Genomic DNA, 21,234 nt, shown 5'->3' with positions numbered 1-21,234 from the left:
CGGCTAGGCCGCTAGCGCGTCAAGCCTGCCGGCGATGCGCAGGACCGGATAGGCGATGCGATGGTAGCGCCGCAGCTTGATCAATCCGCCATGGCTGACGAAAGACTGCGCGGCGACCACAGGCAACCGTCCCAGGCGCTTTGGCGCTCCAAGCCGGCGAACGTCGATCCCCGCGGCGACGAGGCCCGCGTCGATGATCCTGGGTGGCGTGACGAACACGTATGCGCGCACGCCGCTCTCGAGACCAAACTCAGCGAGGGCGCAAAACATTTCACTCAACACCCGCGCCCGCGTCGCCGCATCGAGCCTGCGATCAATGCCGACGCGGGAGACTTCCCAAATGTCGTCGCTCGCGGGCACTTCTCCCGTCTCGACCAGTTCCGGCCAGAGTTCTGCGATCATATAAGGCCGCGACGTGGAAATTAGCCGGGCAACGGCACGAACCCGCCCCTCATCGTCGCGCCACAACAGGTATTCCGCGGCAGGGGTGTCGAACTGGTCCCATTCCATGCCTTGCCACGAGGGGACGTCGTACTTCTGTCGCTCGACGAAAATGTCATAGCGCAGCCGGTGCGCCGCGGGCAATGCGTCCCCCAGCAGGTGAGCAGTTTTTAATGAGATCGCATCGATCATCCAGACCTCCGGGTTCATTGTTGCGGCGTGCCGGCCTTCACGCACGGACGCGCCCGGCGCAATGAAATGAGCGCACGGCGAAAGGACAGACGGCAGGAAACAGCGGGTAAAACGCATTCGCGTCGTAAACGCGTCGTGAGGGCACAGTGATGGCCTTCGCAAATAGGTGTATATACCTATTTACAGAATGCGATCAAGCATCAAGAACATATAATGAACATTATTAGCCGTCATGGCTGGTCCGCCGAAGGCTCGCGCCTCCGGTGGCTGGACCTTGGCAGCCCTCTGATCGGCGAGCCGTGGAACGATCGCCGTTCTGCCTGCGACAACGAGACCGTCGTCTGTGGTTTGCCGCTCTTGCCCGGACGGCCGATGCCGCCTAGGTAAGCATCACCGGCAGCGTCCGGACGGAACGAGGCGACCGACGTATGTCATTGTTCGATCCACCGCTTATCGATCTTGCCGAACCGCAATCAAAGGCCGCTCCGGCCAGCTCCGCGGCCCTGTCGTCCGCTCTTCCGGGCGTGCCGGGATCGATGGTCGATCCTTTTGGGCGATACATCCGCTACCTGCGCGTCTCGGTCACCGATCGCTGTGATTTTCGCTGTGTCTATTGCATGTCCGAGGCGATGCAGTTTCTGCCGAAAGCGGAATTACTGACCCTTGAAGAACTTGATCAGGTGTGCTCGGCGTTCGTCCGGCTGGGCGTGCGCAAGTTGCGCATCACCGGTGGTGAGCCTCTGGTCCGCCGTGACATCCTCTCCTTGTTTCGCGCGCTCTCGCGTCATCTCGCCTCGGGCGCGCTCGATGAGCTGACCTTGACCACAAACGCCAGCCGCCTCGTCACGCACGCGCCAGCCTTGGCCGATCTCGGCGTGCGCCGCCTCAACGTTTCGCTCGACACGCTCAATCCGGCAAAGTTTCGCGCCATCACCCGCATCGGCAATCTGGCCAACGTTTTTGCCGGACTCGACGCGGCTCAGGCGGCAGGGCTGCGGGTCAAGATCAACGTCGTGGCCCTCAAAGGCGTGAACGAGGACGAAATCCCCGACCTCGTCCTCTGGTGCGCCGAGCGCGGCTTCGATATGACGCTGATCGAGGTCATGCCAATGGGCGACATCGGCGGCGAGAGCCGCCTCGACCAGTTCTTGCCGTTAAGCGCCGTCCGCGCCCGGCTGGCCGAGCGGTGGACGCTGACCCCGCTTGCCTGGCGCAGCGGCGGGCCTGCCCGCTACGTGACCGTCGAGGAGCCCGGCGTGCGCCTCGGCTTCATCACGCCGATGACCCATAACTTTTGCGAATCTTGCAACCGCGTGCGTCTGACCTGTACCGGCCGTCTTTACATGTGTCTTGGCCAGGAAGATGCCGCCGACCTCAGGACGACCCTGCGCGCAAAGGGAGGCGAAGACACGCTCAATGCGGCAATCCGCGAGGCGATCTCGCGCAAACCCAAGGGACATGACTTCGTGATCGACCGCCAGCACAGCGCGCCCGCCGTTCCCCGCCATATGAGCGTAACCGGCGGCTGAGCGCCAGCAACGCGATCACCCGCACGGGAACTCGCCCCGGATCGCGGCCGCCATCAAACCGCAACGGCTATGAGGCGATCGCGTTATCGACCAGACGCATCGACCGGTTCGGCAGCTCGATATTCACCTCGAGCGTCGAGACGTTGCCTTGCGTTTCAAAATCGACGCTAATCTTATCCTCGTCGATCGCGACATACTTGGCGATGACCTGAAGCAACTCTTTGTGCAGCTTCGGAAGGTAATCCGGCTTCGCCAAGTCCGATCGCTCGTGGGCCAGCAAAATCTGCAGCCGCTCCTTGGCCTCGACGGCCGAAGGTTTTGACCGGGCACGGAAAAGGCTGAGAAAGCTCATGCCGTCCTCCACAGGAGGCGCTGGAAGATGCCTCGCCGTTCAGGTTGCACGAAGCGATGCTCGATGGTCTCACCGAGATAGCGGCCGACGACGTCGGTATACGCTTGCCCGGCCTTCGAGGTCTTGTCCATGATCACCGGCATGCCGAGATTCGAAGCCTTTAGCACGGATTCGCTTTCCGGAATGATCCCGAGCAGGGGGATCGCGAGGATTTCCAGGACGTCCTCGACCTTCAGCATCTCACCCTTGGCAACGCGGTCGGGATCGTAGCGGGTCAACAGGAGGTTTTCGCGCACCGGATCGAGCCCCTGCTCGGCGCGACGGGACTTGCTTTGCAAAACGCCGAGAATGCGGTCAGAATCCCGCACACTGGAGACCTCGGGATTGGTGACGATCACCGCTTCGTCGGCGAAGTAGAGCGCCATCAGCGCGCCGCGCTCGATGCCGGCCGGGCTGTCGCAGACGATGTAGTCGAATTGCTCGCGCAACTCGTCCAGCACGCGCTCAACGCCGTCGCGGGTCAGCGAATCCTTATCGCGGGTCTGACTGGTCGGCAGCACCGACAAATTCTCGACGCGCTTGTCCCGGATCAGCGCCTGGCTCAGGCGTGCATCGCCGTTGATGACGTTGATGAAGTCAAACACCACCCGCCGTTCGCAGCCCATGATCAGATCGAGATTTCGCAGACCGACGTCGAAGTCGATGACCACCGTCTTGTGACCCTTCAACGCCAGGCCGGCGGCGAATGCGGCACTCGACGTGGTCTTGCCGACCCCGCCCTTGCCGGACGTCATGACGATGACTTTACCCAAGTTTTCCTCCACTTCTTCGCGAGGCCCGCCGTGCCGGTTGGATGCTTCGGGCCAAGTTGATCGCCGCCTCGCATAGCTCACGTCAGCGGTTCGATGGTGATGCGATCGCCCTCGAGGGCGATTTGGACCGATTTGCCGATGAGGGCCTCGGGGATGTCCTCGCGCACGCGCCAATAGCCGGCGATCGAGACCAGTTCTGCCTCCAGCGATCGGCAGAAGATGCGTGCACCGGTATCACCCGACACGCCGGCCAGCGCCCGGCCGCGCAGAGCGCCATAGACATGAATGTGGCCGTCGGCGAGGAGTTCCGCACCCGCACTGGTCGAGGCGAGCACGACGAGGTCGCCTCGATGCGCATAAACCTGCCGTCCCGAGCGCACCGGCTGGGTGACGACGCGCGCCGGAGATCCGGCGGCCGCGTCCGCGTCGCCGGTCGATGGGACAGAGGTCAGTCGCTCGCCAGCCGTCTGGATGGGGGACTGACGATGAGCCAAAGGGGGCGCACCAGTCGTCGGCGCCGCATCGCTCACCTCGATTGTGCTTGGCGCCGCGTCATTCAGCCGCGCCTGCCGTCCTTCTGGGAACAGGCTCCAGCCGGCGTTCACCGCTGCCCGGTTCTGTTCATCGGTACCGTTCTGCACGCCGATGGGCACAAGCTGGTGCTGGCGCAGCCGCCGGCCAAGCTCTGCCATGTTAAACGCCGGCGCCGCCGCCAACGCCTGTAGATCGATGACTACCGGCGCGTGGCGAAAGAAATTCGGCGCCTGGGCGATCTTATCGGCGAGGCGCTGGAAAAGCGTCGGGTCCTTGGGATCGTTCAAACGCAGAACCAGCAGCGTGTAGGCGCCACCGCGGATCTGGAATGGAGGGGGCGATGGGTCGATCGAAGAGTGCGCCTTTATTGCCGATGTCATTCTAGGGCCCAATGAATTGCCGACACAGTCCGGCGCCACGTGTGCGGGCGCTCCCAGGTCTTTTGCGGATAATGATGCACGAGCTCTCTCGCCGAGTCACAGAACGCGCGAGCAATCGTTCTCACCGGGCTTGAAGATGCGTCTCTAACCGCTCCCGCTGGCTATCGATTCTGCGGTCGGACACCCCACAATCTGGTGACCATATCAGAGCTGCCGGGCGTCGTCGAGGCGCCGTCGCCCAAACGAATCACTTCGACCGATTCGCCAACCTCAGGAACAAGCAGTCGTACGTCACGGACAGCAGACACCTATTTGTTGTGTTTCCGAAGGCGCAGCGCGTGAGCAGCGTCACCGTCGAGGCGACAGCCAAGTCACATGACCCATCTTTCGTCCCGGACGCGGCTCCGCCTTGCCATAGAGGTGCAGACGGGCGGCGGAATTGCGTACGAGGTCAGGCCAGCGTTCGACTTCGTAGCCGAGAAGGTTCTCCATCACCGCGTCGGAGTGCCGTTCGGTCGGGCCGAGGGGCAATCCGGCGATCGCGCGCACGCACTGTTCAAATTGCGAGACCGCGCAGGCGTCAATCGTCCAGTGCCCCGAATTGTGCGGCCGGGGAGCGAGTTCATTGACCAGCACGTTTCCGTCGGCGCAGACGAACATCTCGGCAGCGAGCACGCCCACGAGGTCGAGCGCCTCGGCGATGTGCCGGGCGATCGCATCCGCCCTGGACGCGACGCTCCGTTCGATCGCCGCCGGCGCCACCGTCCGACGAAGGATGTGATGTTCATGCTGATTCTCGACCGGCACGAAGGTGGCGAGCGTGCCGCTCAGCGAGCGGGCGACGATTACTGAAATCTCGAGGCTGAAATCGATCCATGCCTCAACGATGCCCGCCATATCGTGGCCGGCGACCAGATCCGACCACGCGAGCGCAAGGTCGGTTTCCCGTCCGATCACGGCTTGGCCCTTGCCGTCATAGCCAAGGCGGGACGTCTTCAGCACCGACGGCCGGCCGATCGCCTCATCGGCGCCAACCAGGCTGGCGGCAACTTCGACCGGCTGCCAGGGCGCGGTATCGACGCCGATCTTCGATAGAAACTGCTTTTCGGCGATCCGGTCCTGGCAGATGGCGAGAATCGCCGGATCGGGGCGCACGGGGGCGTGACGGGCGAGCCGCTCGGCCACCATCACCGGGATGTTCTCGAACTCGTAGGTGACAACGTCGCATTCGGCCGCGAACGCGGCGAGCGCTGCATCGTCGTCCCATCCGGCGACGACCGCGTGCGCACTCACCTGCGCTGCCGGCGAATCCGCCTCGGGCGTGAACACGTGACAGCGATAGCCGAAGCGGGCGGCGGCAATCGCCATCATCCGGCCGAGCTGACCGCCGCCGAGAATACCGATCACGGCGCCCGGCGGAAGCGGGCCTGCGGGCTTATCGCGCACGGAACGGAGCCTCAGGCGTCGTCGCTGGGAACGTCGGCGACGCCAGCCGTCTGTTGTTTTCGCCAAACATCGAGGGTATCGGCGAGGACGGGATCGGCGAGCGCGAGGACGGCGACGGTGAGCAGCGCGGCATTGATCGCGCCGGCGCGCCCGATCGCCAGGGTGCCGACGGGAATGCCGGCGGGCATCTGCACGATCGACAGCAGACTGTCGCGCCCGGACAATGCCTTGCTTTCAATCGGCACACCCAGAACCGGCAGGGGCGTGAGCGCCGCCATCATTCCCGGCAGGTGCGCGGCGCCGCCGGCACCGGCGATGATCACCTTCAATCCCCGCGCCTTCGCGGCTTGGGCGTAGGCGAATAGACGCTCGGGGGTGCGGTGGGCGGAGACGATGCGCGCCTCGTAAGCAACGTTGAGCGCCGCAAGGGTCTCGGCCGCGTGCCGCATGGTTTGCCAGTCGGATTGGCTGCCCATGACGATGCCGACATCCGGCATCTGCGGCGGCACGCTGATGTTCATGAAAGCCCTTTGCCCGGCGGAGATCGTTCCGAAACGAGCGCGGGATTATTCAGGAACCGCGCGTGCGAAACAAGCGCCGGATCGATCCGCGGACGTTCGAGCGCCATGTTTCACCCCGCCGGCGCCCTTGACGATTGCCGAGGCTAAGTATTTTTGGAGCAAAAAAGCCCGCATTTGCGGTACATCACGCCCTCTGATATGTTGGAAAAAATTAGTCGAAAGGGGGGATGAAATGCTTCGTCTGCAACGACAGCGGCTGGAATCGATGGGGGATGCGGCAGCGGCACTCCAGACGGCAATCGACCTCGAGTTCTCAACGATACCAGCCTACCTCTACACCAAATTCTCGATCAAGCCGGGCAGCAACCGGCAGGCCGTGGACAGCCTATCTTCGATAGTGGGTCAGGAGATGACCCACATGTGTCTTGCGTGCAATATCCTCAACGCGATAGGCGGTACGCCGAAACTCTCGTCCCCCGTCTACCCTGGCCCCTTACCCGGAGGTATCGGCCGGGACGGAGCCCCGCTCATCGCTCATCTCCTGCCCTTTTCACCCGAGGCGATGAAACAGGGGATGGACATAGAGGAGCCCGAAGAGCCGATCCCATTTCCGGTCGAGCGCCTCATGATGGCCGAGGCGGCCCTCACAGTGACGATCGGTGAATTTTATGCGGCTCTCGATGCCTTTCTCGCACAGTTACCGAATACGCAGTGGGCGCCGAATCGCAACCAGATTGACGACGCCCAATTCTTCGCCGGCCAACTCTTTCCAATAAACAGCTATGCGGACGCGCATCGCGCCATTTCAATCATCGTCAGCGAGGGGGAAGGCACAAAGGCGAACCCGCTCGACTTCGAGAACGAGGTCTCTCACTACTATCGTTTTGGCGAGGTATTCTACGACAAGGTGTTGACCAAGGCGGACAACCGGCTGGGCTACACCTGGGGACCGGCGCCACTCGGCGTCGATTGGAGCGCGGTCTACCCTGCCATTTCAGATCCGGGCACCCATGATTTCAGCAACGAGCCGCCAACAGCTCGAGCCGTGCAGGCCGCGTGCAACCAAGCCTATACGACGCTGATCGAGGAGCTGCAACGCGCGGTTTCGGGTGAGCGCGCGCGACTGGGCAATGCAGTGCGTGCGATGTTTGACCTTCGCATGGCCTCGACAACAGCACTGAGCACGCCGCTTAGCCAATCGGACAAGGTCGCAGGGCCGGCGTTCATCTACACGCCCTCCAGCACGGGAGCGGTGCAATGAGCGTTCTTGAAACGCCTCGCGTTTACTTTCGTGGCCAAGTTACCTGGGACCCGATTGTCACCAATAACTATCCCAACATCTATGACGAGGTAACAGCCGAACCCCTGCCCGATGGTGTGTCAGCTGACGTCTTTCGCTCCCAGGCGATCGCGGACGTAACGAGCGGCAACTGGAATCCGCATGGCTCGCACCGCTCTGCCTTCTTCGATACCTTCGTAAGCGGCGTAGACACGGGCGACGGCCTTTGCCTCCACGAGGGCTTCGTCGGATCGCCAGTGAGCTTCCTCGGCATGCTGGTCGACTGCGAGCCTTACGGCGCATTCTCATCGCAGTTGTTCTTCGACTCGATGCAGTTCGGCGTCGATGGCGGCTGCCGGATCGCCTGCCAGCGCAGCACGCGCTTTATCGCGCGTTACATTAACTTTACGCGCAACAGCCACAACCGGATGATCGCTGGCATCGCGTCGGTCGTCTGGCAGACGTCGTTTGCAAAGGCCGGCCTGCAGTTCGATCCTCACGATTCTCGTGCGATCGCCATGTTGGCAACAGCGCTTGAGAGCGACGACGTCCTTGGACTGACGGTACGCTGGAACGCGTATCGGACGGTCTATTTTGGCGACGCCTGCCTTCGCAACGGCACGCCGGCAACGCGCGCCGCCGCGACCGCGCTCCAGGCGAAGCTGATCGACGGCGGCTGGCAACCGAACCCCGCGCGCAGCCTCCTGGTTGGAGTGCTGGGCTTGTGGCGGCGCGGCGAGCCGGCGCAGGAGCCCGGCGACAGAACGCTGTTGGCAGCGACGACCGCGCAGACGGCGGCAACAGCGCATGCACGCCTATCGCACCATGCTCTCACCATTGACCTTTCCAACAGTATCGCGGAGGTGAATGGACTGTTATCGAAGCAGAATTTCGGTCCGGTCGATATCATCGCCACCAACTCCGAAGGATCGAAGAAACTCGCTACCCTTTCCTATCCGCAGTATGATCGGTCCGCCTATGAGGCAACATCGGGCCTTGTTACCATCCCGCTCGACGAAGCGTCACTCGAGGCGGCAACGGTTAGCGACCTTGAGCTCCTCGCTGGCGACGGCACGGTGCTTCTTTCCGAAGCGGGCCTGCGTGCAGTGCCCCTCACTCATAATGTCTATATCGATGAAGGCCAATCAGCCCAGCTAAGCGTGCAGGTGCTTAAAGGCGGTATGCCGGTTGGCCATGGTGTCGCAGTATCGATGTATGATGCTCAGCCCGACACACCGGTGCTCGCGGCCGAAACGGTGACGGATGAGCAAGGCGTCGCCCGGTTCGATGTCGCGAGCATTCAGGGCGGCGCGGTGAACCCCTACATCTTCGTGCCAGGAGTGAACCCGCCTCTTCCGCAAGGAATTGACCCGCAGCTGACAACCTACACGTACGTCCGCACGCTTCCCGCCAATTCGGCGATGGCGACGCTGCCTCCCACCTGGGATAACGTCTATAAGTCCGTACTCGTTAAATGGCACGCCATGGCCCCGTGCATGGACAACTGGCTCCGGCTTGGTGACGAGGCGCAAATCCGCAAGTACGGCAGCTTACTCCGGCGGCTGACCGACCCTGCGAACTTTGAATCGTACATGTTCATGCCGGTGGTGCGTGACATGACGGCCGGCGAGCGAATACTTCTCTACAAATTCCTCGACACCGCACCGGAAGCGTTGGTCTCAGAAGACATGAGCCCCGCAGTGCGAACGATGGAAGCAAAAATGCCCGAGTCCGCCACGATACCGACGTCGGCGATCCGTAACATCGCCGCACTGAGCCGGGCGATGCGGAGCGGCTGAGGGTATTGTTGCGTCGTCAGGACCGATACGCGCGGAAAGGCAGGTAGTGCTGGGTCGACCCCACAGTCTTGAAATCCGGCGATAAGTCTTGCGCAGCGCTTGTGGCGGTCAATGCCCCGCAGATGGGGGCGAGCACAGCACACGAAAGCCAAGGCCGTCGTAGCGGTAGCCCGGGTTGTATCGATCGCGGGTCGCTGAGCGCGCGTAGTCCTGCTTGTCGTACCAGGACCCGCCGCGCAGCACGCGGGAAGAACAGTTGCCGCCACTTTCCTCGCGCCACGTCGCTCCGTTGTCCGGCGCATCGGCATAGTTTTCGTGCCAGCAGTCCTCGACCCACTCGAAGACGTTGCCATGCATGTCGTGCAAACCCCAGGCGTTGGCGGCAAACTGTCCGACTGGCGCCGTTTGCTTCAGATCCCACGGACTGCCGCAGTCGGCGCAGTTGGCCAGGGCTTTTCCTTTGATGTCGTCGTTGCCGCTCGCAGCCGGGAGCGGGAATTCGCTCGCCGTCCCGGCCCGGGCCGCATACTCCCACTCGGCCTCGCTTGGCAACCGACAGACCCGTTTCATTCGGCGGCTCAACCAGGCGAGGTAGACCTGCGCATCCAGCCAGGAGACGTTGATTACCGGCCGCGTGTCACGGCCCCAACCCTGATCGGCAGGGCAATAGTTGCAACCGCCGTCGGCGAGGCAGGCGTCCCATTCGCGAAACGTCACCTCGGTTGCGCCAATCGAAAAAGGCTGCCCGAACGTCACCGGATGCACGGGTTTCGATTCATCGTCCTTCTCGCTCCCCATGCGGAAAGATCCCGCGGGGATATCGACGAGGCGCGGAAGCGGCGGCTTTGCGCCGAGACCGTAGGCCCAGCGCTCCTCGGCAACCGCGAAAGGCGCCCCGCGGAGCATCGCCCACGACACGCCCTCGCCAATGACGCCAAGGGCCGCAGCCAGGGCGACCGCCTCGACGGCGGCGCGGGCGCGGCTCCAGCGCAGATAGCGCTGCTCGAGGCTCCCCGGTGCGGCCAGCCGGCGAAAGCCGAGCAGCGACGACCAGCCGGCGAGCCCGAAGAGTCTCGACAGCCCCGTGCGATCCTTCCACTCCCGCGCCAACAGCCGCAGCCGTTCCCGCTGCGCCGCCCGCTCCGTGTTCTTCTCGATGTAGGCCCACAGCGTCGGCCAGTAGGGCTGCGGCTTGCCGGCGGCATCCAGACCCTTGCTGCGGATCAGCGTTTCGTGAATGAGGTTGATCCGAGGGCCGCCACCCGGCTGTTTGTCTTTTTCGCTATCCTCGGTGATGGTGATCAGGCGCAGCGGCTGCTCCGCCGTTCCACCATCGCGGCGACGCTGGCCGGCAAGGCGGGCGACCAGCGATCGCCCTTGCTCGCCGCCGCCTGCGACGGCAACGGCTTCGGCGAGCGAGATCGGTCGGCGCGTATGCCGACATGCTTCCGGGTCGACCCGCACCAGCCGGAACAGGAGGTCGAGGGCGCGCTCACGCTCGCGTGCATCGAGCTCCACCAGCAGCCCGTCGGCACTGCCGCTAAGGATGCCGGCAAGCCCCCCCTCATCGGTGAGCACCTGTCCGCTGAGACGGTTGCCCTGCCGCTGCTGCCAAAGCCGATGCAGCGCGTTCTCCACCAGCGGCAGGGCGCCCGGCTCGTCCCGCACCTCGCCCACGATCACTTCCTTGATCTCGCTGACGTCGAGGCCGGCGAGCCGCGCCGGGCCGGCGATCACCTCGCGCAACGCCGCGCCGCCGATCTGTGGCAGGGTCCAGAGCTTGGCGGGACCGTTGCGCACCCTCACCAGCCGCGGCAGGTCGTCCTGGAAGCGGTCGAGAAAGTCGGATCGCACCGTGGAGAGAACAAACAGCGGGCAATCCGGGTCCTCCAACGCCGCGGCGAGAAGGCGATCGAACCTGCGGCGCTCTTCGGCATCGGCAAAGGTGAACAACTCCTCAAACTGGTCGATGGCGAGCAGAAAGGCGCTCTGATCGTCCGGTTTGCGACCGCGCAGCCAGAAGGCCAGCGCCGCCTCGCCGTCCGCCGCGAGGCGGGCATGCACCTCCGCCATCTCGCTCTGCCAGGCACGCGCCAGCACTTCGGCCAGCATCGCCACGGGATGAGCCCCCGGCATCATCGGCCCGATCCGCCGCCAGTGCGCCAGGCCGGTGCGCGGCCACAGCCACCCCTGCTCGATCAGCGGCAGCAAACCGGCGTTCACCAGCGACGATTTTCCCGAGCCGGAATTGCCGTTGATCTCCAGCCAGCGCACCGGCGCGCGGCCGTCACGCGACTCGAAGCAGGCGAGCGCATCAAGCGTCTCCTTCTGCCGGCCGAAGAACAGGTGCGCCTGGTCGGCGCGATAGGCGGCAAGGCCGACGAACGGGCAACCCTCGAAGGCCAAGTGCTGGTTGGCGACGAGGGTCCGGTTGCGGATCTGTTCGAGCAGTCGATCGGATAAGGGGCCGGTGCCGTTCCATGGCGTCGCCTGGAACAGCCGCAGGAACGCCGGCAAAGAGTCCGGCAGGGCGGCGCCCAGCAATACCGGAAAGATCGGCAGGCGATCGCCATCGTCATGCGGCGCGAAGTAGCGGATGAGCGCCACCTGCGCCTCGGCGCCGATCCACCGCTGCACGCCGTCCCGGCCGACCAGGACGACGAAGACTCCGCAGCCGCTCACCGCCGCCTGGATCTCCTCCAGCCAGAGATCGCCTTCACGGACGCTCTGGTCGTCCTTGAACACCGTGATGCCGGTGTGCTCGAGTTGCGCGCGCAACAGCGCCGCCGCCTCGAGGTCGTTTCGGCTGTAGCTGAGAAAGACGTCGCACGGGGTTGCCGGCGGGCGGGCGCCGGCGTGGTCAGGACGAATCGGCATCAGATCCCCTCCCCGTCCGTCACGCCGCCGACGGCTAAAGACCGCCGGCGAAGAACCACCTCGCAACACACTCCGTGGTATTTTAGCGCGACGGGAGCAGGTTTTCCGATTCGAAAAGCGCGCGCAGGCGCGCGAGCCGCGCGGTGAGGTCGGGCCGGGCGCTGGTGATCGTGGCCGCCGATCAGGCGGCGGCGAGCGGAAAGCTGCTTGCGAACGCCGTCTCCCCCGCCGGCGAGAAACGGACGATCCGCAGCGATTTTTGCACGGTCAGCCAACCCATGTCCTCGAACCGGGCGAGAAACGCCCGCCCGAGGCTGCCCGCGAGGTGCGATCGCCGTTCGCTCCAGTCAAGGCACGCTCGGCAGAGGGGTTTCGCGGCGGACTCAAGGCGGCCGACATCGATGCCGAAGCCGGTCACGAACGCCCGTCCATCGCAAGACAACGCCAGCGCCTCCCCCTCCGCGCGCAGGAAGTCCCGGTGGATGAGACTGTCGAAGAGCTGCACGCCCCTATCGCCGGCGAGGTGGTTGTAGCAGATGCGGGCCTTGCGCAACGCCGGGTCCCTCGGCCCCCGTCGGCTGCGGAGTTGACCCGTTCCGGCCGCGAGGCCCATCAGCCCTTCGAGGACCCGGGCCACGTCGTCATTGGCGAGGGAAAAGTACTTGTGCCGCCCCTGCTTGCGCGGCTGAACCAATCCGCCCTCGTGGAGTTTCGACAGATGCGAGCTGGCGGTCTGCAGCGTGATGCCTGCCTCTTCAGCAAGCTCGCTGGCGGTCAGCGCCTTGCCGCTCATCAGCGCGCTCAGCATGTTGGCGCGCGCGGGATCGCCGATGAGGGCGGCGATGCCGGCGATGTCCGGGCCTTCTTTCATACTTCGATCCTAATCGAAGCATAGAGCGCCGGCAATTGATTAGTCTCGTCATTGGCCACCGACCAAAGGCTTTTTGGATACTCGCCCGTATCGTTGCGAGCCACGGCGAGATCGATCGACATGATCCGCTCAAGCGAGCAGAAGGCGCAAAAGATGACGAGTCAGTACACTCTCAAAACTGAACTGCCCCTGCTGACACTCCTGGCTCTGCTATGGGGATCGTCGTACCTGTTCCTCAAGGTGGCGGTGAGCGAGATCCCGCCGCTTACGCTCATCGCCCTTCGCGTCACCGGGGCTGCGGGTTTCCTTCTCGTCGTTCTGCGGCTGCGGGGCGAGACGCTGCCGCGGGACTGGCGCACCCGCCGGATGCTGCTACGGCAGGCCCTGTTCAACAGCATCTGCGCATGGACAATACTCGCCTGGGGCCAGCAGTTCGTCGACGCCAGTCTTGCGAGCGTCCTGAACTCCACGTCTCCGATCTTCGTGTTCGCATTCACCGCGCTCGTCACCCACCATGAACCGCTCGGCGGCCGCAAGCTGGCCGGTGTCATCATCGGCTTTCTTGGGGTTGTCCTCATCGTTGGCGTTGCCGCATTGCGCGGCCTCGGCACCCAGGTCGCGGGACAACTCGCCTGCCTGACCGGCGCCGCCCTTTACGCCGGCGCCGCCATCTACGGCACGCGTTTCAGCCACCTGCCCGCCGTCGTAACCGCCGCCGGCACGATGACCTGGGCGAGCGTGGTTCTCGTTCCCCTCGCGCTTGTTCTCGATCGCCCCTGGACGCTCAATCCGTCGGTGAAAGCGATTGGAGCGACAGCCACGCTCAGCGTGTTCTGCACGGCGATCGCTCTGCTGATCTATTTCCGGCTGGTGCGGACGATCGGCTCCGTCGGCGTGGCCAGTCAGGGTTACCTGCGTGCGGGCGTCGGCGTTGTCCTCGGACTCCTGCTGCTGGGTGAAACGATCAGCCCCTCGGTCGCCGTCGGCCTCGTCGCCGCGATCACGGGCGTCGTCCTCATCTGCTCCGCCCCCCGCTCCACGTGAACGGCCGCTACAAGAGCCGGGAGATGTCGGGTGCTCGATATTGGAGCGTGGCCCTTCCGGTCAACCAACGCGATGATCCCAGCCTCCGCCTGCCGTAGAGGAGTGTTCGCAGTGCGGTCGAGCACGCGATTCCCCAGCCCGCTGTCGGCGTGGCTGTGCTTGCGCTGAGTCTGGAGCCTATGACCGGCGCCGCTGTGGCAGCGGTCCCTCGTTCGACGGCAGCAAGATCGAAGCGGGCAGCATAGAGGCGATGGTCTGCGAGGACGATCAGCTCTCGGCGCTGGACCGAAAAATGAGCGCGCTCTCCGCCGCGGCGACCGACAAGGCGCGCAACGAGCGCCCGCCGGTGCTGAAGGCGGAGCAACGCGGCTGGATCAAGGCTCGCAACGACTGCTGGATGAGCTTGATAAGCAACGCTGCGTCGAACAGTCGTACGCGCTGCGCATCGCCGAGCTGCAGGCCCGGTACCGGCTCGTTCCGGCGAGCGTGTCGGCAACGTACGTTTGCGATGGTCAGCCGGCAAAGGAGGTCATCGCCACCTTCTTCCAGACCGAACCGCCAACGGCAATCGCCGAGTTTGGCGACCAGACATCGCTGATGGCCCTGCAGCCGGCCGCCAGCGGCGCTAAGCACCCCGGCGGAACGAGACGCTGTGGGAACACCAAGGCGAGGCTCTGATCATCTGGGGCTGCGGCAGCCCCGAGATGCACTGTCAGGTGAAGCACTAGGCGCGAACGGACGGCGCACCGGTCCGGTGGACGGCCGTTCGTCCGTTTCCCGATTGCGCATGGACGCTCGCCTCATGGTGCGACTATCTTGTGAATGATCGAGTCCGCCACGCGCCAATCGCTTTTTGTCCGGGTTTCGGGCTGGGCCGCGGGGAGTTGCCCATGAGTCCGCGCAATCATCGTCGGGGCGACAGCCGGGCAGTCGACGCTACGATCGATCGTCGCAACCCCGGCCCGATGCCGTGCAGCTAGCGTCCGTGTTTCATCCGGCCATCGCCGCGTGGTTCGAGCGCCGCTTCGTGGTACCAACCGCGGCGCAGGCCCAGGCGTGGCCGGCGATTCAGGCCGGGCGAAACGTCCTGATCGCGGCGCCGACGGGCTCCGGCAAGACGCTTGCGGCGTTTCTCGCGGCGATCGACCGGCTGGTCCGCCAAGGGCTCGACAATACGCTCCGCTGCGAGACACAGGTCGTCTACGTCTCGCCGCTCAAGGCGTTGTCGAACGACATCCAGCGCAATCTCGAAATTCCGCTGTCCGGCATTGGCGAGGCGTTGCGTGCGCAAGGACGGACGGAAGTGAACATCCGGACCTGGGTGCGCACCGGCGATACGCCCCCGGGCGAGCGGGAGCGCATGCGCCGGAGCCCACCGCATATCATCGTCACCACGCCGGAATCGCTTTATGTCCTCCTTGGGTCCGAATCCGGGCGGGCGATGCTGGCGACGACGCGGACGGTGATCATCGACGAGATCCACGCCCTGGCACCGAACAAGCGTGGTGCGCACCTGATGCTGTCGCTCGAGCGGCTGGCGGCGCTGGCTCCTGCGCCGCTGCTGCGCATCGGGCTGTCGGCCACGCAGCAGCCGATCGAGACGGTCGCGCACTTCCTGGTCGGCATCGAGGCGGATGGCACACACCGCGCGCCGTGCGCGATCATCGATACCGGCCACCACCGCGCCCGTGATCTCGCCCTTGAAGTTCCCGCATCGCCTTTGGAAGCGGTGATGTCCGGCGAAGTCTGGGAGCAGGTCTACGACCGCATAGCCGAACTGATCCGCGCGCATCGCACCACGCTTATTTTCGTCAATACGCGGCGGATGGCAGAACGGGCGACGCGTCAGCTTGCCGAGCGACTCGGCGAGGAGCGGGTGACCGCGCACCATGGCAGCCTTGCCAAGGAGCTGCGGTTCGATGCCGAACAGCGCCTCAAACGCGGCGCGTTGACGGCTCTGGTGGCCACTGCCTCGCTCGAACTCGGCATCGATATCGGCGAGGTCGACCTCGTCTGCCAGCTCGGATCGCCGCGCTCGATCGCGAGCTTCTTGCAGCGGGTCGGGCGCTCGGGGCACGCGGTCGACGGCACGCCCAAGGGCCGGCTGTTCCCGCTGTCGCGCGACGAGCTCGTCGAATGCGCCGCGCTGCTCGACAGCGTCCGACGCAGCGAACTCGATCGGCTGGCGATCCCCGAGCAGCCGCTGGATGTGCTGGCACAGCAAATCGTGGCCGAAGTCGCGGCGCGAGACTGGGACGAGGATGAGCTGTTCGCGTTGCTGCGCCGCGCCTGGCCGTATCGCGAGCTGGCGCGCGCCGATTTCGCCGCGGTCATACGCATGCTGGCCGAGGGTTTCAGCACCCGTCGCGGCCGGCGCGGCGCGCTGATCCATCACGATACCGTCAACCACAGGTTGCGCGGGCGGCGCGGCGCGCGGCTGACGGCGCTGACCTCCGGTGGCACCATTCCCGATGCCGCCGACTATCAGGTGTTGCTCGAGCCCGAAAATTACAGTGTGGGTACGGTGAACGAGGATTTCGCCGTCGAGAGCCTCGCTGGTGACGTCTTCCAGCTCGGTAATGCCGCCTATCGCATCATCCGCGTCGAGCGCGGCACCGTGCGCGTCGAGGATGCGCACGGCATCGCCCCCACCGTTCCGTTCTGGCTGGGCGAGGCGCCCGGCCGCAGCGACGCACTCTCGCATTCGGTCTCGCGGCTGCGAGCGGAGATCGCCGCGCGCTTGCCGGCCGGGCCGGCGAACGATGGTGCCCTGCACTGGCTGATGAGCACGCTCGGCATCGGCGAGCCGGCGGCACGACAACTGGCTGACTACCTCGCCGCGGCGCAGGCGGCGCTGGGCTGCCTGCCGACGCAGGATACCTTGGTGATCGAGCGCTTTTTTGACGAGGCCGGTGGGATGCAGCTGGTCGTTCATTCGCCGAACGGCAGCCGCATCAATCGCGCCTGGGGACTGGCGCTGCGCAAGCGCTTCTGCCGCAAGTTCAACTTCGAGCTGCAGGCGGCGGCGACCGAGGACAATATCGTCCTTTCGCTGACAACGGCGCACAGCTTCGAACTCGGCGAGGCGGCGCGCTACCTGCATGCGGCCACCGTCCGGCAGGTGCTGATCCAGGCCCTGCTCGACGCGCCGATGTTCATTACCCGCTGGCGCTGGGTCGCCGGCGTGGCGCTCGCCCTGCCGCGCTTCCGCGGCGGTCGCAAGGTGCCGCCGCAATTCACCCGCATGGACGCCGAGGACCTGATGGTGGCGGTGTTTCCCGATCAGCTCGCCTGCGCCGAAAACCTGGCCGGCGAACGAGAGATTCCCGATCACCCGCTGATCCGCCAGACGATCGCCGACTGCCTCGACGAGGCGATGGACATCACCGGCCTGGAACGTCTGCTGACCCGGCTCGAATCCGGCGCCAGCCGCATCATCGCGCGCGATCTCACCGAACCATCGCCGCTCGCCCTCGAGGTGCTGTCGGCACGGCCCTATGCGTACCTCGACGACGCCCCGCTCGAAGAGCGCCGGACCCAGGCGGTGATGAGCCGGCGCTGGCTCACGCCGGAAGCGGCGAGCGACCTCGGCCAGCTCGACCCCGAGGCGATCGCGCGGGTTCACGGCGAAGCTTGGCCGGACCCCGCCAACGCCGACGAACTTCACGACGCGCTGGTTTGGCTGGGCTTTATCGGCGCGGGAGAGACTGGATCAGCACCCGGCTGGGACGGCTGGCTCGCGGATCTCGCCCGCGACAAGCGCGTCGCGCTGCTGCACACCCCCCGCACGACGCTGTGGATCGCCGCCGAGCGCCTGCCGCAATTCCAGGCCGTCTGGCCGGGCGCGAGTATCCGGCCGGCGATCGCAGCGCCAGCCGCCAGCGCCGGACAGGCCTGGTCGCGTGAAGACGCGCTGATCGATATCCTGCGCGGCCGCCTCGAGGGGGAAGGACCAGTCACCGAGGCAGCGCTGGCGCTGCTGCTCGGCCTCGCACCCGCGGACATCGCCGCTGGCTTCGCGTCGCTCGAAGCCGAGGGTTTCGCCCTGCGCGGGCGCTTTACACCCGCGGCCCAAACTGATGAATGGTGCGACCGCCGGCTGCTGGCGCGCATTCACCAGTACACGGTCAAGCGTCTGCGCGCCGAGATCACTCCGGTCGCCGCCCGCGACTTCCTGCGCTTTCTGCTCGAATGGCAGCGGGTCGCGCCCGACGCGCGCATGGCCGGTCCCGCAGCGCTCGAGGCCGTCATCGAACAGCTCGAAGGATTTGAGGCGCCCGCCGGCGCCTGGGAAACCGAGATCCTGCCGGCGCGACTGGCCGAGTATGAGCCAGCCTGGCTCGACGATGCCTGCCTTGCCGGACGCATCACCTGGACACGCCTCAGGCCGCGCAGCGTCCGGCCGGATGGTGGTGGGCACGGCCCGGTACCGGTACGAACCACGCCGATCACTTTGCTGGTGCGCCGGAACGCCGCGCTCTGGGCGACACTGTCGCCGCTACCGGATGGGATCGAGACCAGCACCCGTGCGCGGGTGCTTGCCGATTGCATTCGTGAGCACGGCGCATCGTTTTTCGATGAACTGCTTGATGCCAGCCGCCTACTGCGCCCGCAGGTCGAAGAGGCGCTGGCCGAACTCGTCTCCCTCGGGCTGGTGACGTCCGACAGCTTCGCCGGGCTACGCGCCCTCCTGGTGCCCTCGGACCGACGCAGGGCGGGAGGAGGTGCGGGCAGCGGTGCGTCGCGCCGGCGCCGGCCGCCCGTCGGCATGGCAAACGCGGGCCGATGGGCGCTCGCCCGCCGTGCCAAACCGATCCCTGCGGGACAGCAGGCGGACGCGGCAGCCGTCGAGCATCTGGCGCGCACGCTGCTGCGCCGCTACGGCGTGGTGTTCTGGCGCCTGCTCGAGCGCGAGGCCGCCTGGCTGCCACCGTGGCGCGATCTGCTGCGGGTCTATCGCCGGTTCGAGGCGCGGGGTGAAATCCGCGGCGGTCGCTTCGTCGCCGGCTTCTCCGGCGAACAGTTCGCCCTGCCCGACGCGATCGGTCTGTTGCGCGAGGCGCGCCGCAAACCAGGCTCGGGAGCCCTGGTCTCGCTTTCCGGCGCCGATCCGCTCAACCTCGCGGGCATTCTGACGCCCGGCCCCAAGCTCGCCGCCTTGACCGGCAATCGCCTGCTCTTTCGGGACGGGCTGCCGATCGCATTGTCCGCGGGCGGCGAGGTGCAGATCCTCGAGGCACTGGGTGCCGCGGACGAATGGGAGGCCCGCAAGACCCTCCTGCGATCCGCGGGGCACGCGAGCGCCCTGGCCGCTCCGCGCGTGAACGCCCGCCGCGCGGGAAATGGCGCCGTAAAGACGGCTTAATCACCCTCCTCTCCGCACAATCCTGTGCTAACGCACCTGTGCTAACGCGGGTCGAACCGCCACCTGTCCGGATCGGCGCAAATCACGGACGTTACCGCAAGGACAGCCGCCGGCGCGGCGGTTTACGGCCAGGCCCCACCCAGGATGCGCGGCTTGAAGTAGGCATAGTTCGTCTCCCTCGATCCGCTCGGAAGAATATAGCCGTCGTCGGGCACGTAGATCGCCGCCGACTGCGGCAGCAGGTCGAGCTCGAAGCCGGCCATGTAGAACTGCAGGTGCTGATCCGGGGCGAGCAGGTTTTTAAACCATAGCCGCGGTGCGAAGTGCGTGTGCGGTACCAGTAGCCGTTGCTGCAGCCTTTGCTTGCTCTTGTTTACCACCACCAGCGCCTCCTGGTTCGGCGCCTCGGTATGGCGCACGAACGCCACCGCATCGCCATCGAGATATTCGCCGAGCAAAAGGAGCCTGCCCTCGCGCAGCTCCCGTCGCGATCGGCGGATCTCGACCAGCGTCTTGTAAAAACCGCGGGTTGTCTGGTCCCAGGTCGTTTCGTCCCAGCGCATCGTCCGGCGGTTTTGCGGATCCTCGCCACCCTCCATCCCGTTCTCCTCGCCGTAGTAGACGAGCGGTTCGCCAGGCAGGGTGAACTGCAGGACCAAAGCGAGCGCGCGGGCGGCATCGTCCGGCAGTTCATGGCGGAGCCGCGGCGTATCGTGGGTCGACAAGATATTCCACGAGCGCAATGCCGCCTCATGCCCGTAGTGCTGGTAATAGTCGGCGAGAGCGCGAACGTAGGCGCGAGTGCTGACCGAACCCTGTAGCCAGCCTAACGTCGCGTAGCGGAACCAGTAGTTCATAACCCCGTGGAAATGGCTTTCCCCGGCACAGTACGCGCTGCCGAATGACAGCACCTCGCCGATCAGGCAGCTTCGCGCAAAGCGCTCGGCAAGTGCAGCGCGCAGGTCGGCGACCGGACCGAGGCCGACGTCGAGCGCCGCGTCAAACCGCCATTGATCGAGACCGCGGGCGAGCCAGCGCTGGAGCACGCTATCGCAATCGCGGTACAGCTTCTGCGCCACGAGCGGATGCTCGAGGCGCAACTCGGGCAGGGTGTCGTAGCCCCACCAGCACAGATACTTGCCGTCGGCGAGAAAGGTGAAGAAGTCGCGATAGGGTTTCTCGCCGCGCCGCGCCGCCTGAAACCAAGCGTGTTCCGTGCCGACGTGATTGAATACCGCATCCATGATCAGCTGCATCCCGCGTTGATGCAGCCCGTCGATCAGAGCGCCGAGCACCTGATCGTCGCCGAACATCGGATCGATACGGTCATAGTCGACGGTATCGTATTTGTGGTTGGAATAGGCGGTGAAAATCGGCGTCAGATACACCGCCTCGGCGCCGAGGTCTCGCAGGTAATCGAGGTGGTCGATCACGCCTTTAAGATCGCCACCGAAAAAATCGCTGCCACCGGTCGGCTCCTCCTCCCAGCGCGCATGGCGCGAAAAGCCGTCGCGCTGGTAAGCCGATTGAGCAAGCTTGGTGCCGACGTCAAGCGGCCGGCCGATGGCAAACCGCTCGGGAAAGATCTGGTAGATCATGACGTGAGCCCCCTCCCGTATCTGCCGGTGGTCGCGCCTCTGTCACGATCGCGCTTAGATTGCGCTGTGTTCTTCTATTCGTATCGTGACAGTCTTACGCGCCACGGTACAAATGATACTCTTACCGCCGATAAATACCAGGAAATGGAATAACAATCCGTCGCACACTCCCCGATAGCGCGAGTCACAATCCG

The 21,234-nt window shown here is 65.2% G+C and carries 14 protein-coding genes and 1 pseudogene; 6 read left to right on the top strand and 9 right to left on the bottom strand.

Annotation, left to right across the window (positions count from 1 at the left end; translation table 11 throughout):
* Positions 1–3 precede the first annotated feature (3 nt).
* Positions 4–633, bottom strand: coding sequence for an autoinducer synthase (locus IPK66_16065; GenBank protein MBK8176706.1), 630 nt, complete (start codon positions 631–633; stop codon positions 4–6).
* A 536-nt stretch (positions 634–1,169) separates the two neighbouring features.
* On the opposite strand from IPK66_16065, the gene moaA reads away from it, so the two are divergent.
* Complete coding sequence (moaA, locus tag IPK66_16060) at positions 1,170–2,162, top strand: GTP 3',8-cyclase MoaA (GenBank protein ID MBK8176705.1); 993 nt, start codon at positions 1,170–1,172, stop codon at positions 2,160–2,162.
* A 67-nt stretch (positions 2,163–2,229) separates the two neighbouring features.
* On the opposite strand, the gene minE is transcribed toward moaA, so the two are convergent.
* The 5 genes from minE to purE all read right to left on the bottom strand — a co-directional run bounded on the left by minE (position 2,230) and on the right by purE (position 6,183).
* Complete coding sequence (gene minE / locus IPK66_16055; GenBank protein MBK8176704.1) at positions 2,230–2,514, bottom strand: cell division topological specificity factor MinE; 285 nt, start codon at positions 2,512–2,514, stop codon at positions 2,230–2,232.
* Entirely contained in the window at positions 2,511–3,326 is an 816-nt protein-coding gene (gene minD / locus IPK66_16050; GenBank protein MBK8176703.1) for a septum site-determining protein MinD, read from the bottom strand. Before minD ends, minE begins: the two co-directional genes overlap by 4 nt.
* A 77-nt stretch (positions 3,327–3,403) precedes the next feature.
* Positions 3,404–4,240, bottom strand: coding sequence for a septum site-determining protein MinC (minC, locus tag IPK66_16045; protein ID MBK8176702.1), 837 nt, complete (start codon positions 4,238–4,240; stop codon positions 3,404–3,406).
* Positions 4,241–4,588: 348 nt separating this feature from the next.
* Positions 4,589–5,686: a 5-(carboxyamino)imidazole ribonucleotide synthase gene (locus IPK66_16040; GenBank protein ID MBK8176701.1), complete on the bottom strand. Its 1,098-nt coding sequence runs from the start codon at positions 5,684–5,686 to the stop codon at positions 4,589–4,591.
* An 11-nt stretch (positions 5,687–5,697) separates the two neighbouring features.
* A complete protein-coding gene (purE, locus tag IPK66_16035; protein MBK8176700.1) occupies positions 5,698–6,183 on the bottom strand; it encodes a 5-(carboxyamino)imidazole ribonucleotide mutase in 486 nt (161 codons plus the stop codon).
* On the opposite strand from purE, the gene IPK66_16030 reads away from it, so the two are divergent.
* The gene (locus IPK66_16030; GenBank protein MBK8176699.1) at positions 6,161–7,468 is read left to right on the top strand and encodes a ferritin-like protein; all 1,308 of its coding nucleotides are present in this window, start codon (positions 6,161–6,163) and stop codon (positions 7,466–7,468) included. The two genes, purE and IPK66_16030, sit on opposite strands and share 23 nt — an antisense overlap.
* Positions 7,465–9,285, top strand: a complete 1,821-nt coding sequence (locus IPK66_16025) for a hypothetical protein (GenBank protein ID MBK8176698.1) — start codon at positions 7,465–7,467, stop codon at positions 9,283–9,285. The genes IPK66_16030 and IPK66_16025 overlap by 4 nt, the downstream gene beginning before the upstream one ends.
* 108 nt (positions 9,286–9,393) lie before the next feature.
* Here IPK66_16025 and IPK66_16020 read toward each other — a convergent pair whose 3' ends face one another.
* Positions 9,394–12,162, bottom strand: coding sequence for an SUMF1/EgtB/PvdO family nonheme iron enzyme (locus tag IPK66_16020; GenBank protein MBK8176697.1), 2,769 nt, complete (start codon positions 12,160–12,162; stop codon positions 9,394–9,396).
* A gap of 181 nt (positions 12,163–12,343) precedes the next feature.
* On the bottom strand, positions 12,344–13,033 hold the full coding sequence (locus IPK66_16015) for a winged helix-turn-helix transcriptional regulator (protein ID MBK8176696.1): 690 nt from the start codon (positions 13,031–13,033) through the stop codon (positions 12,344–12,346).
* 153 nt (positions 13,034–13,186) lie between these two features.
* Here IPK66_16015 and IPK66_16010 point away from each other — a divergent pair, with 153 nt between their 5' ends.
* From IPK66_16010 to IPK66_16000, 3 genes and pseudogenes are all read left to right on the top strand, one after another.
* A complete protein-coding gene (locus IPK66_16010) occupies positions 13,187–14,077 on the top strand; it encodes an EamA family transporter (GenBank protein ID MBK8176695.1) in 891 nt (296 codons plus the stop codon).
* Positions 14,078–14,327: 250 nt separating this feature from the next.
* A pseudogene (locus tag IPK66_16005) lies at positions 14,328–14,805 on the top strand (MliC family protein).
* Positions 14,806–15,047: 242 nt separating this feature from the next.
* Positions 15,048–19,442: a DEAD/DEAH box helicase gene (locus IPK66_16000; GenBank protein MBK8176694.1), complete on the top strand. Its 4,395-nt coding sequence runs from the start codon at positions 15,048–15,050 to the stop codon at positions 19,440–19,442.
* A gap of 122 nt (positions 19,443–19,564) precedes the next feature.
* Here the strand turns inward: IPK66_16000 and IPK66_15995 are convergent, their stop codons facing one another.
* Positions 19,565–21,040 (bottom strand): glycoside hydrolase family 13 protein, encoded by a 1,476-nt coding sequence (locus tag IPK66_15995; GenBank protein ID MBK8176693.1) that lies wholly within the window; start codon positions 21,038–21,040, stop codon positions 19,565–19,567.
* Between the last annotated feature and the right edge of the window lie 194 nt (positions 21,041–21,234).

The sequence above is a fragment of the Rhodospirillales bacterium genome (assembly GCA_016712595.1).
In the GTDB taxonomy this organism is placed as follows: Bacteria; Pseudomonadota; Alphaproteobacteria; order Rhodospirillales; family Defluviicoccaceae; genus Defluviicoccus.
This window is presented reverse-complemented; position numbering and strand designations above follow the sequence as displayed.